15 protein-coding genes and 1 other RNA gene are annotated in these 16,200 nt (G+C 66.2%); 6 read left to right on the forward strand and 10 right to left on the reverse strand.

Going from position 1 to position 16,200, the window contains the following annotated elements:
• The first annotated feature begins 28 nt into the window (after nt 1-28).
• Nucleotides 29-1,705: a hypothetical protein gene (locus RJT37_RS15725; RefSeq protein WP_313685935.1), complete on the forward strand. Its 1,677-nt coding sequence runs from the start codon at nt 29-31 to the stop codon at nt 1,703-1,705.
• Between the two features lie 21 nt (nt 1,706-1,726).
• On the opposite strand, the gene RJT37_RS15730 is transcribed toward RJT37_RS15725, so the two are convergent.
• Complete coding sequence (locus RJT37_RS15730; RefSeq protein ID WP_313685937.1) at nt 1,727-2,956, reverse strand: hypothetical protein; 1,230 nt, start codon at nt 2,954-2,956, stop codon at nt 1,727-1,729.
• A 116-nt stretch (nt 2,957-3,072) separates the two neighbouring features.
• On the opposite strand from RJT37_RS15730, the gene RJT37_RS15735 reads away from it, so the two are divergent.
• Nucleotides 3,073-3,531 carry a universal stress protein gene (locus tag RJT37_RS15735; RefSeq protein WP_313685939.1) on the forward strand — a complete coding sequence of 153 codons (459 nt, stop codon included), beginning with the start codon at nt 3,073-3,075 and terminating at the stop codon, nt 3,529-3,531.
• 57 nt (nt 3,532-3,588) lie between these two features.
• On the opposite strand, the gene RJT37_RS15740 is transcribed toward RJT37_RS15735, so the two are convergent.
• From RJT37_RS15740 to RJT37_RS15750, 3 genes are all read right to left on the reverse strand, one after another.
• A complete protein-coding gene (locus tag RJT37_RS15740; protein WP_313685941.1) occupies nt 3,589-5,979 on the reverse strand; it encodes an amino acid permease in 2,391 nt (796 codons plus the stop codon).
• Nucleotides 5,980-6,380: 401 nt separating this feature from the next.
• The gene (locus RJT37_RS15745) at nt 6,381-6,929 is read right to left on the reverse strand and encodes a GNAT family N-acetyltransferase (protein WP_313685943.1); all 549 of its coding nucleotides are present in this window, start codon (nt 6,927-6,929) and stop codon (nt 6,381-6,383) included.
• Nucleotides 6,926-7,294: a universal stress protein gene (locus RJT37_RS15750; protein ID WP_311173895.1), complete on the reverse strand. Its 369-nt coding sequence runs from the start codon at nt 7,292-7,294 to the stop codon at nt 6,926-6,928. Before RJT37_RS15750 ends, RJT37_RS15745 begins: the two co-directional genes overlap by 4 nt.
• 106 nt (nt 7,295-7,400) lie before the next feature.
• On the opposite strand from RJT37_RS15750, the gene RJT37_RS15755 reads away from it, so the two are divergent.
• A complete protein-coding gene (locus RJT37_RS15755; protein WP_313685945.1) occupies nt 7,401-8,273 on the forward strand; it encodes a DUF5806 family protein in 873 nt (290 codons plus the stop codon).
• A 193-nt stretch (nt 8,274-8,466) separates the two neighbouring features.
• Complete coding sequence (locus tag RJT37_RS15760) at nt 8,467-8,727, forward strand: ubiquitin-like small modifier protein 1 (protein ID WP_313685947.1); 261 nt, start codon at nt 8,467-8,469, stop codon at nt 8,725-8,727.
• A gap of 48 nt (nt 8,728-8,775) precedes the next feature.
• Here the strand turns inward: RJT37_RS15760 and RJT37_RS15765 are convergent, their stop codons facing one another.
• Nucleotides 8,776-10,080 carry an acetamidase/formamidase family protein gene (locus tag RJT37_RS15765; protein ID WP_313685949.1) on the reverse strand — a complete coding sequence of 435 codons (1,305 nt, stop codon included), beginning with the start codon at nt 10,078-10,080 and terminating at the stop codon, nt 8,776-8,778.
• Between the two features lie 138 nt (nt 10,081-10,218).
• Complete coding sequence (locus RJT37_RS15770; RefSeq protein ID WP_313685951.1) at nt 10,219-10,542, reverse strand: IS1096 element passenger TnpR family protein; 324 nt, start codon at nt 10,540-10,542, stop codon at nt 10,219-10,221.
• A gap of 109 nt (nt 10,543-10,651) precedes the next feature.
• Between RJT37_RS15770 and RJT37_RS15775 the strand changes: the two genes are divergently transcribed.
• The gene (locus RJT37_RS15775; protein WP_313685953.1) at nt 10,652-11,890 is read left to right on the forward strand and encodes an MBL fold metallo-hydrolase; all 1,239 of its coding nucleotides are present in this window, start codon (nt 10,652-10,654) and stop codon (nt 11,888-11,890) included.
• A gap of 14 nt (nt 11,891-11,904) precedes the next feature.
• Here the strand turns inward: RJT37_RS15775 and RJT37_RS15780 are convergent, their stop codons facing one another.
• From RJT37_RS15780 to rnpB, 3 genes are all read right to left on the reverse strand, one after another.
• Nucleotides 11,905-12,237 carry a WNWW family protein gene (locus RJT37_RS15780; RefSeq protein ID WP_313685955.1) on the reverse strand — a complete coding sequence of 111 codons (333 nt, stop codon included), beginning with the start codon at nt 12,235-12,237 and terminating at the stop codon, nt 11,905-11,907.
• Between the two features lie 104 nt (nt 12,238-12,341).
• The gene (locus RJT37_RS15785) at nt 12,342-13,448 is read right to left on the reverse strand and encodes a matrixin family metalloprotease (RefSeq protein WP_313685957.1); all 1,107 of its coding nucleotides are present in this window, start codon (nt 13,446-13,448) and stop codon (nt 12,342-12,344) included.
• Nucleotides 13,449-13,713: 265 nt separating this feature from the next.
• Nucleotides 13,714-14,123: RNase P RNA component (gene rnpB / locus RJT37_RS15790), an RNA gene on the reverse strand.
• A gap of 195 nt (nt 14,124-14,318) precedes the next feature.
• Between rnpB and RJT37_RS15795 the strand changes: the two genes are divergently transcribed.
• Nucleotides 14,319-14,921, forward strand: a complete 603-nt coding sequence (locus tag RJT37_RS15795) for a TIGR00296 family protein (protein ID WP_313685959.1) — start codon at nt 14,319-14,321, stop codon at nt 14,919-14,921.
• A 21-nt stretch (nt 14,922-14,942) separates the two neighbouring features.
• Here the strand turns inward: RJT37_RS15795 and RJT37_RS15800 are convergent, their stop codons facing one another.
• Nucleotides 14,943-16,100, reverse strand: a complete 1,158-nt coding sequence (locus tag RJT37_RS15800; protein WP_313685961.1) for a nicotinate phosphoribosyltransferase — start codon at nt 16,098-16,100, stop codon at nt 14,943-14,945.
• Nucleotides 16,101-16,200 lie beyond the last annotated feature (100 nt).

Consider the following 16,200-nt stretch of genomic DNA (forward strand, 5'->3'; position numbering starts at 1 on the left):
GACTATCGTTCCTTGTGCCCTCTGATCTATGAATTGCGACGAACCGACGGACGACCCGGACCGTGAACCGGCGGCAGCGGACGAGAGCGCCGACTCCGACGCGAAACCGCGATCGACCGATGCCCGCGCCGTCAGTCGCCGGATCCGCGGCGCGCTTCCGGTCGACACCCGGGATCGGCCCTGGCTCGTGCTCGCCGTACTCCCGGGCGTCGTCGCCGTCGCCATCTACCTCGCGACGAACGCCTACCCCGCTCACGGGGCGGGCCTGTACGCGCAGATTGCTGTGGAACTCCTCGCGAACGGCTACGCGCTCCCCGTCCGGATCCCGGGGTACACCGCTACCGGCGTCCCCTTCGCCTATCCCCCGCTGCAGTTCTACGTGTTCGCTGTGCTGCTCGACCTCGGCGCCGATCCGATCGCCGTCTCCCGGCTTTTGCCAGGCTTCGCCGTCGTGGCTGCGTCGGTCCCGCTCTATCTGCTCGGCCGCGACATCGCGGACTCCCGCCCGGCGGGGGCCGCCGCGGCCGGACTGGTCGCGCTGAACCCGCAGGTTCTCGAGTGGCACGTCTCTGCTGGCGGCGTCGTCCGGGCGTTCGGATTCCTCTACGCGGTAGTCGCGATCTACGCGGGGTACCACATCTTTACGCGGACGAACCGTGAGGAGGCCCTCCCCTGGCGTGTGATCGCGTTCGGCGCAGTCGCGTTCGGCGTGACGGTGCTCACCCACCCGGTGTACGCGTTGTTCGTCGTCGTAAGCTACCTCGTCCTCTGGGGGACGCTGCACCGCACGCCGCGAGGACTCCTATCGGGTCTCGCCGTCGGGCTCGGCGGCGCGTTGCTGGCCGCACCGTGGCTGTGGTGGGTCGTCGCCACCCACGGACCGGGCGTGTTCGCCGTCGCGGCGGGCACCCACGGCGGGATCGGGGGCGGCGCCGACGCCCTCCGGGGCAGCCTCTCGCCCGGGCTGGTGCTTGCGGTGCCCGCCGTTCTCTATTACCTCTCCCGACGGTCCGTTTTCCTCCCGACGTGGCTCGTCGCGGCGGAGCTCCTGTTCAGACAGCCCCGGTTCGCCTACACGGTGGCGTCGCTGCTGGTCCCGGCGGCTGTGGCCGCGTTCGCGCGGGCGAAAGCGGTCGGGTCGACGGCGATCGGTTTCGGCCCCCGCCGCGCCCGCGACCGACGTGCCGCGGGAGCGGTGATCCTGATACTCTTGGGGACGGTAGCCGGGGGAGCGTACTTCGCCCACGAGACCACGTCCCCGAGCGATCCGTCGACGCCCGAATACCTCGACGACGACGCGGTCGCGGCGACGGAGTGGGTTGCGTCGAAGACCGACGCCGACGCGACGTTCGTCGTCCTCGGCGACGCCGCCGAGTGGTTCCCCGCACTGTCGGACCGGACGATCCTCGTCGGGCCGTGGGGCGTCGAGTGGGAGAGCGGAGACGCGTACCAGCGACAGGTGACGGCCTACGAGACGGTGTCGCGGTGCGAAAGCGTCGCGTGCGTCGAGGACGTCGCGGCCGGCGTCGCTGGCGATCCCTCCCACATCTACGTGCCGAAAGACCGGTACACGGTCCGTGGGGAGCTTGCGACCAACTCGGGGACGCTCGTGCGTTCGTTCGAGCGTGCCGACGGCTGGGAGCGGGTCTACGAGAACGACGGAGTCGTGATCTACGAGGCGGTCGGTGACACCGATCCCAGGTGATCACGCGATGCGGCATCGCGATCACACTATCCCGAAAAGCGAGCCGACGAGGAACCCGACCCAGGCGAGCAGGCCGGCGGCGACCGTCCGTCGATCGCCGCGAGCGACACCGAGGGTGAACAGCCCCAGGGCCCCCACGAGCGCCGTTCGGTGGAGGACGAGTCTGACGGGGACGACCGTGACACCCACGGCCCCCAGGTCGAGTACGAAACCCGCACCGAGGCCCGCCGCGGCGAGCAGGGCGCTTCGCGTCGCGGGACGCCCCCGGCCCAAGAGTATGGTCGCGCCGAGCGGCGCCACAATCAAAAGCGGATACAGCACCCCGGCGAACAGCTTCGGGTTCGCCGCCGGAAACAGCCCCTCGGCGGCGATCCCGACCGAGCGGACGCCGAGAACGATCCCGACGAGCACGAGCGGGAGGACGGCGTCCCTGGCCGCTTCCCGACGAGCCGGGGGGATCCGGCGTGCGAGTCTCGCGACCAGGGGTGCGGCCGCGAGCGCGACGACCGGGACTGATTCTATCCCGCCGACTGGCGTGGGGACGAGGCTATTTTCGACCGGGTCGGCGCTCACGACCCGCGCCGCGGCGGTGAGTTCGATCACCGTCATCCAGCCGTCGCTGCCGCCGCCGCCGTGGCCGTGGTAGACGCGGCTGACCGAATCGATGAACGGCTCGTTGCGCAGGTCGCCTTCGAGGGTGCGTGCGCCCTCGGTGACGCCGGTCACGGAGTGTCGCAGCCGGTACCAGTCCCAGTACTCCGTGTGCGTCTGCAGTGCCGTCCACTCGTCGGACGGCCCGGGATACGCGCGAATGTGCGTCCGGCTACCGAGGTACGTCCCGGTCGCGAGCTGGTACTCCGATTCGACCCACCTCCCATCGTCGGCATCGGTTCCGACGTACGTGTAGCGTGCCGCGCCGCGGGCCGACCGCCAGGGAGAGACCGACCGCGAGTCGTTAAGCCCCTGGTCGCCGTCCGCCGTCGACCACTCCAGCTCCGAGCGGTCGGTGAGAACGCTGTGGACCTCCCGCGGCGTGCCGACGATCACGACGTTCAGCGCGAGCGTCCGCCCCTCGACCGACCGACTCCGGCTCGTGTAGGGCCACACGTAGGTTCCACTGTCGGCCGGTTGGAGGAGTTGCTCCCGCGGCGGCTCCTGTCTCTCCCCGACGTCGTCGGGGCCGACGAAGGCGCTCCCCAGCGCGCCGACGCCGACGAGTAGGAGGAACAGAAGCACCCAGCGGTATTGCACGGCCGAGTATGGTTCCCCATCGGTAATGAATCTCCGTGCCGGCGCAGGTGTGTGAGTAGGAAGCGTCCCCGTTGTCGAAGTGAGCCTTTTTGCCGCCGGGCGTCGGACGTAGGCGTATGCCCACCCGCCGGCCGCTTTCGGTCGATCTCGTGCTCGTTCCGGTGGACGCCAGCGACGAGTCGGTCGACGCAATCGCGTGCGCCGCCGCGATCGCCGCCGAATACGACGCGAGCGTCCACGCCGTCCACGTGCTCGCGGAGGACGACGTGCGAGCGATCGAGAACGGCGACGTCGACAAGGCGCAGGTCGCCGCCGATGGCGAAGCGATAATGGAGTCTGCAGAGGGGATCGCCGCCGACCACGACGTCGAACTCTCGACGTCGGTCGCGTACGGCTTCTCGACGAAGATGAAGCTCAGACATCCAGGGAGCGTCGTTCTCGATACAGCCGAGGAGGTCGACGCCGACTTTCTGGTCGTCCCGCGGGAGCCGCTGTCGGGCGACCCCGGCGAGGTACTCGCGAAGGCTGCCGAGTACGTACTGCTGTACGCGAGTCAGCCGGTGCTGTCGGTGTAGCGGGCGCAATCAGTTGCAGATGCTACGATGGCAGGAATATGTGCTATAGCAGATTTCTCATTCTTTTATTTCCGTTCCTGCTGATTCGGGCGGACTGCGCCGTTTGCCCTTGATGTAGCGGTAGATGGGATAGAGGTAGTCCTCGAGTGGACCCTGTACCCCGCGCGCACTCGCATATACGAGAACCGGGAGGGGAGTTCCTTTGGCGAGTTTGATGACGTTGTCGGGCGTGCTCCCGAATACGCGACGTCGGAGACGCCGTGTCCGAGTTGCACCGATGAACAAAATCCCACCGTTCTCGACGGCCTGATCGACCAGTCCGTCCGCGACTGTCCCCGCTGTGATATTGTGAACCTGCACGGAGGGAGCGTTCGACAGCCCAGCAATAGTTGCCTCGGTGTTCTCTGGACGACCTGGACCACCTTCGGGAGTGACGTTGATGACGTGAACGTCTGACCCCTGCTCGCCCATCCGTTCGATGAGCGACAGCAGATCCAGATGGTGGGGGCCGCCGCCGGCACCGACATTAATTGTCTCTACATCTGCCGGTTCTATCGCGCCGCTGGCGAACAACACGCCACAGGGGGCCTTGTATTCGACCTGCTCGGTGACGTCGGTGTGCTCCTCGGGGTATCCCATCAGAATCAAGTCAGCGCCGTCATCTCTTGCGGTCTGGACGATGTCGAATGCGATATCCCGACACGTGTGGCCCTCGACAGCGTAGTCCGCATCAATCTCTTCAGCTGCGAGGATTTCCTGAATCCGCTGAACCCGCCCGCGTGCAGTTTCCCTGACTGCCTCGTGTGGGGTCTGATCGGGAATTTCCGTGACGGTAAGTACCTGGATGAACGGATCCTCAGCCTGAAATTGGCCGAGTGTCGCTGCCAGCCTGACATACCGCGCCGCACGTTCGGGCCGCCCGACCGCAACGAGTACTCTGTAGGCGTCGTCTGCGGCAGGCACCACTTCTTCACTCTCGTCGGCTGACACACCTGCAGTCTCGCCAGCCGGAGCTGTCGGTGAGGTAGGTGGAACCACCTGCTCGTATAGCTCCTCGATGTCCGGTGCACCACCCCAGACGAGATAGCCTCCAAGGAGCGTGAGAACGAGGAAGATCCCAACGATGACACCCTTTACTGGAAGGTTATAGATGAGGCCGACGTTAGCGATGACCCCAACGGTCGGGAGCACCGGGACGCCAGGCACGCGGAACCCGCGGTCGATATCGGGGAACCGCCGCCGTGAGTAAATGAGTGCAACGTTGACAACCGAGAGCGGCAACAGGAGATTCAGCGTTGCGAACCCGGTTAGCGTCGTGAGCCCCAACTCAGTGAGTGTGAGTGATCCGAGGAGGGGAAACGGGACTGTCAGATCCAACGGAACGATGCCTCCCTCCGACGGAAAGAGACCGATAAAAACCACGATGAGCGCGACAATGAGCCCTGTCGCGGACACTACGCTCCAGAAGGGGGTGCTGTACTGGCGGTGGATACGCGAAAACGGCCGCGGTGCCTGGCCCTGTCGTCCCATCAGCGACCCGATCCCGCTGGCGGCGAGAATACTCGCATTCGAGGCACTGACCATACTGAATATCGCACCAGCGACGATGAGTGACCGGCCGACCGGACCGAGGAATCCCGCGGCGACGCGTCCCATCGCCGTCTCGCCTTCCTCTGCGATAATCTCCGCCGGAACCGGGGAGTTGACCATCGACACGATGACGAGCGCGTAGAGGACCGTGACGGTGACAATACTCGCGGCGATCGCGAGGGGGACTGTCCGACGTGGTTCGATGATCTCCCCGGCGCTGGCCGCGATAGCCGAGAACCCGAAGAACGTGATGAACGCGAGTGCCGCGATGGTGACGATTCCGACTGGATCTGCCGAGAAGTTTCCGGCGAAGTTACCCACAGCAGTCGTCGGGCCACGGAAGGCAACGGCTCCGCCGATGAACGCCAGTAACACTGCCACCTTTGCCCCTGTCACAAACAGTTGAAAGGTTCCACTCTCTTCGGTGCCGCGAGCGTTGAGGACGCCAAGCAGGATAGCCGCTGCCACCCCTGAAGTGCCGTGTGGCAGCCACTGCAGGGATTCGGGAAGAATAAATCGGACGACCCACTCGTCCATCGTCGCGAGGTAAAACGCGGTCGTGCCGGTGTAGCCGAGAAACAACATCGCCCCGACAGTGTAGATGAGCGTCTCGTGTTCGAAGGTTCGGGACGCAAAGAGATACCCGCCACCGTTTTCGGAGTAGATCGAGGCGAACTCCGAGTAGGATGCCGCAGTCAATGCGGCGACGAGTGCCGCGATGACGAACGCGATGACAGCACTGCTCCCGATCTCGGCGACTGCAGTCCCGGACAGTGAAAAAATACCTGCAGCGATCATCGTCCCTAACCCGATTGCAAACGCGATCTTGAAATCCAGCGTCCGGGTGTGCTCCACCATTATATTGCGCAGATGTATACACCAGACCTAAAAATAATTCGTCCTGTGCAAATCGGGTGGGGGGTCTGCCCCCCCACCGAGAGACGTATCCCGTCGTGCTGCGACGGTTTCGCCCGTGGAAAGCGAGATAGTCGATTTTGTCCGCACTTCTCCGTACGGAGTCGCTCACTGCAGCAACCTCTTTTCCCGGGGTCTTCCCTCGCATCGCTCGGTCAAACCCCGGGAAAACCCGTTGATGCCAAAAGGCCGGACCCTCCCTACGGTCGGGTCCGGTGAACCGCTCGCTCCGCTCGCTCCGCTCGCGGATGCTCAACACGCACACTCGGTCTAACGGTCGATTCATCCTCAAGAATGTGAAATAATTCTTTTGAACGATCCCACCCCACTATCGGCAGCAGCCGCTAGTCCTCGTCCCCGACTCCCAGCCGGATCGCCATCTCCAGCTCGAAGCTCTCCGAATCGCTGACCTCGAAGCCGATCTTCTTGTAGAGGCCGACCGCCGCTTTGTTCCACCGTTCGACGGTGAGCCACACCCGTTCGACGCCCGATTCGGCGCCGTAGCCCAGCAGCGCCTTCATCAGGCGCGTGCCGATGCCGGCTTCCTGGTACGTCTGCAGGACGAAGATCGCCAGTTCGTAGACGTCGTCGTCCGGGACGAGCGTCGCGTGGCCTGCCGCCTGATCACCGTCCCACGCGATTACGTTCAGACACTCATCGGCCAGGATGTTGTCGAGCCATTCGCGGATCCGCTTTTCGTCGCTCGGAGGAATTCCCTGTGCGCGGTCGCTGGGATCGAACGCGACGTACATCGAGGCCAGCGCCTCGTACTCCTCGTCGGTCCCCTCGTAGGCGCGAATCTCGATCTCACGACCCTCTCGATCCTCGAACCCGATCGGCGGCGCTTCGAACGGACCCGCGATCTCGTCGGGGTAGTGACGATCGGTACTCATCGGATGAGAAGCACGCTGACGTGGGAGTTCAGCAGGACGAACTCGGCGGTGCTCCCGAGTTGGATCTTCCCCATCGGGCTGGTCGTCCCCCCGCCTAAGGCGATTCGGTCGAACCCCTCCGATTCGGCGATGTCGACCAGTTTGCTCCCGGCATTGCCGTCGATATAACGGATGTCTCCGTCGAGACCCTGTTCGTCGAGCGCCCGCTCGACGTCGGCTTCGACGTCAGCGAGCGGTCGCTCCCCGAGTTCCGACTCGATGATCGCAACCGTCACCTCGTCGCCCGCATCGACTGCCCGCCTGGCGGTCCGTTCCAGTGCGTTGAGTGAGTCGTCGGCGCCGCCGACGCCCAAGAGGATCCTCATATACCCGGATGTCTCCGCGGGAGTAGAAAAATCGTCGGGTGTGCCGCCGCGTCCGCCGGCGTGGAACGAGGGAACGCTTTTTGCCGTGGGAACGACACCCCGCAGTATGGACGACGACGACGCCGAGACGTCGGCCGACGCTGCGTCCCGACGCGACGTCGACGCGTCGGATTCGCGGTCGAGGGGGGCGGAGCAATCGGGCGTCTCCGACGATGGAGCGGACGCCGGCGAGCGGGAGGCGGCCGCCGGCGATACCGACGGTAATCCAGCGGCGGTGGGGACCAGCGGCGAAGCCGATTCGGAGACTTCTGCTGACGGACCTGATTCGGAGACTTCTGCTGACGGACCTGATTCGGAGACTCCTGCCGACGGACCTGATTCGGAGACTCCTGCCGACGGACCTGATTCGGAGACTCCTGCCGACGGACCTGACGCGGACGACGACACGCCCGCGGACGTGCGCAAGTACGCCCGGTTCAAGAAAGTCGACGGCGCACAGTACGACCGCGTCAACGACTTCCTCCGGGACCGAACCTACATCACCGCCCGCGAGTGGGCCATCGCCCGGCTGTGTGCCGATTTCCGGACCGAGACGGGGGTCGAGATGACCAAGATCGGCGAGAACCTCCCGGAACTCGTGCCGTTTATGACGGACACCTACTCCCCGCAGGCGGTCAATCAGGCCCGCTCCTCGTTCGAGGACAAGATCCGCAAGTCGGGGGCGACGTTCCTCTACGGGGCGATGTCGGGCTTTTTCACCGCCGAGGAACTCGACGAACTGATGTACGACGTCACCGAAATCGCGAAGTTCCTCTTGGAGGTCGAGGGCGTCGACCTCTCCGTCGAGGAAGAACTGGAGGCCGAAGACCGGATCTCGACGGTGATGCGGGAAGTCCGGGAGGCCAGCGCCGACCTCCGCGCCGAGGAGTTAGCCGGGGAGGACGACCCCGACTCGGACGCCGAAAGCGACGACAACTGATACGGACTGTTGTACCGCTTCAGGGGTGCTCACCATCCCTGGCGCCGGCGAGCACCGGGAAGGGACGACAACAGTCGGGTTGAAACCCCCGATTCCGCCGCCGTCTCTCTCTTCGTCCGGCCGGATTCTGCAGAGTCACTCGAGCGTCGGCGACGTAGAAGCATCCAACTGTCCCGAACGCGAACGACTGGCTATGGAGGTTACTGTGTACGGACCGCTCCGGAGTGCGACCGGCGGGAAACGCGTCAGCGTCGACTTCGACGGCGGAACCGTAGCGGATGCCGTCGACGCCTTCGTCGACGCGTATCCGCGCGCCGAGCGACACCTGTTCGACGCCGACGGGCGACTCGTGCCGAGCGTCCGCCTCTCCGTCGACGGAAGGGCCGCCGATCCCGACGAACCGTGCCCGGCGGACGCAACGCTTGCAGTTCATCCTGCGATGCGGGGCGGATGACCGACCGTTGCGGTCCTCTGCTGGGAGATTCCCGGACGTCGGCTCCGCTCAGATCCCGTACTGCTCGCGTACGAGGTGTGCCAGCCCGCGGTCGTCGAGGACGTCCATCGGTGCGAGCATCGTGAGCTGAACCACGCCGGGGAGCCGACCGATCTCGACGCCGCCGGTGAACGTACACCGAGTGCGGACCTCGCCCTCGCTCATCCCGAGCAGGTCGCCGGCGCGGTCGAAAGCGTTGTCGGTCGCGTCGTTGACGGTCGCGCCCGACCCGATCACCTGGATCGGTCCCATCTCAGTCTCGACATCGACGCCGTACTCCGCGCCGAGTTCGCGTCCGCGCTCTTTGTCATCCTCCGTGTACGGCTTGCTGATGTGCGAGAGGTCCTCCTCGTTGGGAAGGAGGAGCGGACCGCCGATATCGAGGTCCTCGATGAGTTCGACCTCGAACTCGGTGTACCCGCTGACGTCCGTCGTGTGCAAGGCGAGTTCGCCGTCGCCCTGATTGGCGTGCATATCGCCGACGTAGATGCCGCCGCCGTCGACCTTTACCGGACAGATCAGGATCGAGCCCTCCCGGACCGCGTTGATGTCCATGTGGCCGTCGGTTCGGGCGTCGAGTTCCGCCTCGCTTTCGAGCCCCCAGTCGTGGTCGGCGCCGATGAGGAACTGTCCGAAGTCGCCGGCGTTGTGCGAGTCCGGGAGTTCGATCGGCGGCGTCGTCCCGATGTTCCCGACGAACGGTCGAAGGTGTCCGAGCGTCCCGGGCATCTCCGAGGGCTCATAGAGGAGAATGGGGTGTTGCCGCGAGTTCTCCGGGAGGGCGCTCGCCTCCGCGGCGCGTTCGGCCAGATCGTGAGCGGCCGCCTCGTCGACCGTGATTCCGACCTCGTAGTCGTCGTCGAACACCGTCGTGATGCCGTACTCGAAGGCGAACGACGAGGCGTTCGCTCCGCATTCCGCACACCGGATCGACTCCTCGCCGGTCCCCTCGACGACGCTCTCGGGCCACTCGGCACCGCACTCGGGACACTTGTGATCGACGAAGGGGTCGTCGCCGAACGCCTCTTCCCGTTCGTCCATCGAACCGGTGCTCGTCGCGACGCTCGTCACCTCGATGTCGCGGATCTTGATCGCGACGGCGTCGCCGACCGCCGCGCCCTCGACGGCGATCGGCTTGGTGACCTCGTGGCCGCCGCGGAACTTCGGCGTGATCATCGGTCCCCAGCACGCGGGCGGCGTGTGTGTCCGCACGGTGCCGCCGTCGGCGACGGTTCCCGCCCACTCCTGATCCGGACCGACCAGACCGAGCGTGTACTCGTCGACGTCGAGTTCGGAGACGACTTGCTGAGACATTGTGTATGATCTTTCGTTTGAGATTGGTTAAGCGTTAGCCTCGTCCACGAGACGGCACCTGTGATACTGATTACTCTCACTGTGTACCGCCGAGCGCCATCCCCGTCGGCGGCGCTCGGCGGGAAGAGACGAGAGTAATCAGTATGAATCCCCGGTGGATGGAGCGACGCGATCGACGGCGTCACCGACTGTCGTCTCGGCGGCATCGTACGTCTCCTCGTCGAGTCCCACCAGTGGGTTACCCTGTGACCCTTCGAACTCCTGGGGACACTGATATTTCACGTCGCTATCCCAGTACTCCTCACCGACGCCAAAGAACCAGAGGTGACCCTGATCCAGCCCTACGGCAGTATTGATCGTCCTTTGCAGCTCGTCGAGCGTGCGGTCCGACCCGACCACGACATCGCGCCACAGCGACGTCGGATCCGGGTCGAACTTCACGCGGAAGCGATACGCCGTCATCTGGATCCAGCTATGCCGGCGTTGCTCTATGTATTTGCTGACTCGGAGGGAGAATTCCCGTTTCATCGAACCGGTGCCGTCAAACGTCCCACCTCTCTACACTGTCGCGATGGACCTCCAGTTTCTCGGCGGCGCCCGCGAGGTCGGCCGGAGCGCGATCCTCGTCAACGACCGGCTGCTCTTGGATTACGGGATGCTCGCCGGGGAACCGCCGCAGTATCCGATCGACGTCCCAGAGCCCGAGGCTGTCGTGGTGGGCCACGGGCACCTGGATCACGCGGGGGCGGTCCCGGCGCTACTCTCCGGCGACGCCCGCCCGCCGATCCACTGGACGCCGCCGACCCGCGAACTGGCGCTCACCCTCGCCCGCGACACGCTGAAACTCCACGGTGGCACGCTCCAGTGTCCGTTCACCGAGACGGACGTCCGGCGCGTCACGCAGGTCTCCGAGACACACGGGTACGAGGAGACGTTCGAGACAGCGGGCCACGAGGTCACGTTCTCCAACGCCGGCCATATCCCCGGGAGCGCACACGTCCTCGTCGACGACGGCGACGCGCGGCTCCTCTATACGGGGGATTTCCACACCGACGACCAGCGACTCGTCTCCGGTACGACCGCTCGCCCGGACGCCGACGTCATCATCTGCGAGAGTACGTACAGTGACGTCGACCACGAGGCCCGGTCGACCGTCGAGGAGCGATTCGTCGAGAGCGTCGAGACGACGCTGTGGGAGGGCGGCACGGTCGTCGTGCCCGCGTTCGCGATCGGCCGAACGCAGGAGATGCTACTGATCTGTGAGGCGTACGACATCCCCTGTTACGTCGACGGGATGGGCAAGGGCGTCACCGAGATGCTGCTGCGGTACCCCGAGTTTGTCCGCGATCCCACCGCGCTCCGGCGGGCGAAGTCTCACGCTCGGTTCGTCACCGGCAGAAACGGGCAGCGGGAACGGATCACCGACCAGCCGGCGGCGATCGTCACCACGAGCGGGATGCTCTCCGGCGGCCCCGCGATGACGTACATCCCCGCGATCAGGTCGAACCCGACGAACAAGATCACGCTGACCGGCTATCAGGTCGAGGGAACGCCCGGGCGGCGCCTGGTCGAGACCGGCAGCGCCGAGATCGACGGTCGGGTACTGCCGGTAAGCGCGCAGGTCGAACAGTACGACTTCTCGGCGCACGCCGACCGCGATGGTCTCCGGGCGTTTCTCGACGGCTACCGGGACGCCGAGATTCTCGTGAACCACGGCGACCGCTGTTCGGCGTTCGCCGCGGAACTCACGGCCGACGGGTTCGACGCGAGCGCCCCTGAAAACGGGGAGACGGTCGTCGTCGGAGAATAGCCCTCTCCGGTGCCTCACTCCTCGGTCGGAACCGCCCTGATCTCGAACTCGCGGTAGCCTCCGTAGGCCGCCTCCAGGGCGCCGAGCCACCAGTTCCAGCGGTCCGCGACGCTCGATCCGTCGGGGGCGTCCGCGAGGTTCCGAACCACCTCGTCGACGGCGAGTGGTTCCCCGCGGTCGGCGGCGACGATGCCGGCGTCCGCGAGGTCGCGTGCCTGTCTGGCGACGACGCGGAACTCCGCGTCCGTGCCCGCGAACGCGTCCGCAAGTGCCGCGGCCAGTTCGTCGGCGTCGAACTCGGCCGTCGAAAGGGCCCCGTCGCCGCCTGCATCCCTGTTTCTGGTCATACCGCGAGATTCGTGCTCCAGAGAGAAGAAACCGCCGACGCGGTGTCCGAGACCGACTCGTCGTCGACGTGTGCCCGAGATCGATCCGCCGCCGACGCAACGATCTACTCCTCCCACCACTCGCTTCGGCGCTCCTCGTAGGAGGCGTCGCGGAACGGCGGCGGCTTCTCGTCGTCGTCCTCGGCACCGAAGCCGTACGCCAGCCAGTAACCCACGTGCCAGCCGACTGCGTCGGTGTCGAGATCGACGAGCGAGACCCGCAGCTCCGAGTAGGTCTCGATGGCGCCGTCGCCGTCGGGATCCCAGCCGATCGTGCCGCCGCAGGAGGCCGCGCCCTCGCCGCACGGCGACGTCTCGGCGGGTCTGACGACGATCTCGGCGTCGTCGGGCTCGTCGACTGTGGTGAAGGTGAGGTTCGTCGGCATCCCCGGCGGGTCGTCCTCGTAGTACTCCAGGGCGTGGGTGACCTGCTTCCTGAATCCGTCGGGGTCCGAGGCGTTGTCGTCGTCGATGTAGACCGTAAAGTCGCCGTCGTCCCAGGGGAACGCCCGCTCGGTCGCATTCGGCAGCGGCTCCGTGTAGAGGACCGACCGACTCGCCATCACGTCCTGCGGCGCGTCCTCGTGGGTCAGCCCGAGCGTGTGCCCGAGTTCGTGTTCGGCCACCAGGACCGTCGAGTCGTCGGAAAAGTCCGTCCGGACGAACACCGTCTCCGGGCGGTCGATCTCCCGGCTGTCATCGATCAGTGGCGCACAGCCCGCGGCGTCCGCCGCACCGTCGCACTCGGGGACCTCGTCGACGAATTCGACGACGAGATCCGGGTTCGTCGCGTCGGGATCGACCTCGTACTCGACGGGGAAGCCGGCGAAGCGTTCGGCTTTCTCCTCCCAGTACGCCGTCGCTTCACGAACCAGCGGCGTCCACTCCCGTCCGGTTCCGGCGGTGTCCTCGACGGCGACGACGATCGGTTCCGAGCCCCACGGGTTCTTCGACTGCGGGACGGCGGTGGGCGTCGGGGTTGGCTCGCGGTCGGTCCTCTGTGTGCTCTCCGTCGTCGCCTCGGCGATCGACGAGGACTGCTCCGTCCCGGTCGCGTCCGCGGCTGGCGTCGGCTCCGTTTCGGGGAGGTCGACGACGGGACCGGCACACCCCGCCAGCAGGATGAGGACTGCGAGCGCAAGCGGGACCGCCCGGGAGAGACGAGTCGACACAGGCGTGCGGAAGGCAGAGATAGATAAGAATGTTCGCCCGCGACCCCGGCTACTGCCGTCCTTCCGGAGACTGTGAGCGCTGGACTGTAGCACGGAGTCGATATTCGGGGGGAGGAACACGGACGGAGTCGGTGCTCGGGGAGGAATACGGACGGAGTCGGTGCTCGGGGAGGAATACGGACGGAGTCGGTGCTCGGGGAGGAATACGGACGGAGTCGGTGCTCGGGGAGGAATACGGACGGAGTCGGTGCTCGGGGTATTGAGCGGCTGAGAGGAGTAAGCCCCCTTCTGTTCGTCTCGGCATTCGGCTGAGCGTCCGCGCCCTGTCCGGACTACCTTTGCGGCGCGGACTTGCACCGGTGAGGATTCGCCGTTCCATCCGTTCTCGGCCGTCTGCGCGGGATCGCGCACGCGGTCGGGGTCGTTCCCCGACCGCGACCCTCGACGGGTCAACTCCCTCCCCTTGCGGGTCGGTTCGCGCGCTCGCGGGTCACCCCGCTGGCGCCGGCGGCGGAATCCGCCGCTCGCGTCTCATCGGTCGGGCCGAGGGGTCTCGTCTCTGTTCCAGAGCCAGCCGTCTCCGACTCCGGGCTTGCGCCCGGTCACCCGTCCGGACGGTGGGGGGACTTTCCTCATCGATCCTGGTGGATCGACGGGGGCCGAGCTCTCTCTGCCGTTCGATCCGAGGCGAGTGAGTCCAATAAGGCGTTCGGTCGCCCGGAAACGGGACGCTGCCGCTGCCCCAGTCCCGTCGTGAGGCCGCGAAATCACCCGACGGCCATCCGCAGACTCCCCCAATATCCCGTCTGAGGCCCATTAGGTGCCGAAAGAAGGGAAGCGTTCAAGTCAGGCGAGCGCTTCTACCGGAGTATGTCCGAGGCGCAGACCGTTCGTCTCACCTACGATGATGGGGCGAGGGCGGTCGAATTAGCGCGTGAATCGGTCGAATCGTACGTTCTCCACGGTCAACGTGAGCAACCGGGCAGTATGCGGGACGCGTTCTACGCCCGAACCGGGGCGTTCGTTCGAATCCGATCGACGCGGGGACGGGGTCGGCTGCGAGGCTGTGCGGGCGAGTATCGCGGTGGCGATCAACTGGGGCACGCGATCGTCGACGCCGCAATCCAGGCCGCCTCGGGGAGTTCCTGCGGCTCGGAGATCGAACAGCCGGAGCTCTCGAATCTCACCGTCTCGGTGTGTGTCGTCTCCGAGTACGCGGAGACGGACCGTCCGCTCGACGACATCGAACTGGGAAAACACGGCGTCGTCGTCGACAAGGACGGCAACCACGGCTGGCTCTACCCGACGATCCCGATCGAGAACGACTGGAACGAAGAGCAGTTCCTCACCCACGCCTGCCGAAAAGCGGGTCTCTCGCCGCTGGCGTGGCAGGACGACGATACGACGGTGACGCTCTTCGACGGGCAGGTCTTCCGCGAGCGCGCCGACGGCGGCAGCGTCGAAGAACTGTAGCGGCGATTCTGCGCGTGCTTCTCAGGTCTCAGCTCCGTAGTCACACCGTCCAGCGTCGGCGGCGGCCCGGTCTGCGGCGGCGTCGATGCCGAGATCGATCTCATCGACGAGGACACCGTCACGGAGCAGCGGCCTGAGTAACGGTTCCCCCTCTGCGGGACCCTCCTGGCCGCGCAGGCCGACGTGGTGGCCGCCGTCCGCTGTCCGATAGACCTCTTTCACGCCGGTAAGTTTGCCGCGTTTGGCCGCCGGCTCGCCCTCCAACTCGACGATGTCGAGCGCGAAATCCACCGGGTCGGCGTTGGAGACGTAGCCGCCGACGCCGAAGCCGTCCGCGACGTCTCCGAGTTCCCGGAGGTCCGCCGGGCCGAGACCGCCGGAGACGAAGATACCGACGTCCTCGTGGTCGTGGGCGTCCAGCGTCCAGCGGACTTCGCGGATGATGTGCCGGAAGTCGCCGCGTCGCGATCCCGTGGTATCCAGGCGGACGCTGTCGAGGCGATCGCCGAGCGCCTCGGCGGCCTGCAGTGCCTCGTCGGTCTCGTCGCTGTAGGTGTCACACAGCGCCACCCGGGGGACGTCGGGACCGACCGCCTCGTCGAACGCCTGCCACGCTTCCTCCTGGTTCCCGCGGCCGAAACAGATGAGCAGTGCGTGCGGCATCGTGCCGCCGGCCTCGCGTCCGATCACCTCACCGCCCGCGACGTGGGAGAAGCCGTCGAGGCCGGCGACCAATGCGCTCCGCTCGATCATCGCGGCGATCGAGGGGTGGACGTGCCGCGCGCCGAAGGAGAGCACGAGCGACTCGGGGGCGGCCCGCCGAACGTCGAGCGCGGCGGTCGCGACACCCGAGGCGTGGGAGAGAAACCCCAGAATCGAGGTCTCGAAGCGGGCGAACTCCAGGTAGTCGCCCTCGATCCGCATCACCGGGCCGCCGTCGAACAGCCGCCCCGGCGGGATGACGTCGACGTCGACGTCGCGGCCTTCGAGCAGCGCCGCGACGTCTTTCACGCCTGCGAGCAGTTCGTAGTCGCCGTCGGGGAACTGATCGGCCGTGATCTCCGCGACGACGCGGGGGTTTCGCCCCGCGTGCCGGAGCGTCGTCTCCGTCCGATCGAAGTACGCGTCCGTCGCCGACCCCTCGGAGATGGCGTCGGGACCGACGATGTCGAACTCCATACGCGCCGTTCGCCGGGGTCGTTGAAAAGTTCACTCGTTCGGCTCGACGCTCCGAAGGGCATATTTCTTCAACCGAGTCCACTGCTGAAGTTTCGGTGGG

It is taken from the genome of Halobellus marinus (genome assembly GCF_032113415.1).
GTDB classification, from domain to species: Archaea; Halobacteriota; Halobacteria; order Halobacteriales; family Haloferacaceae; genus Haloquadratum; species Haloquadratum marinus.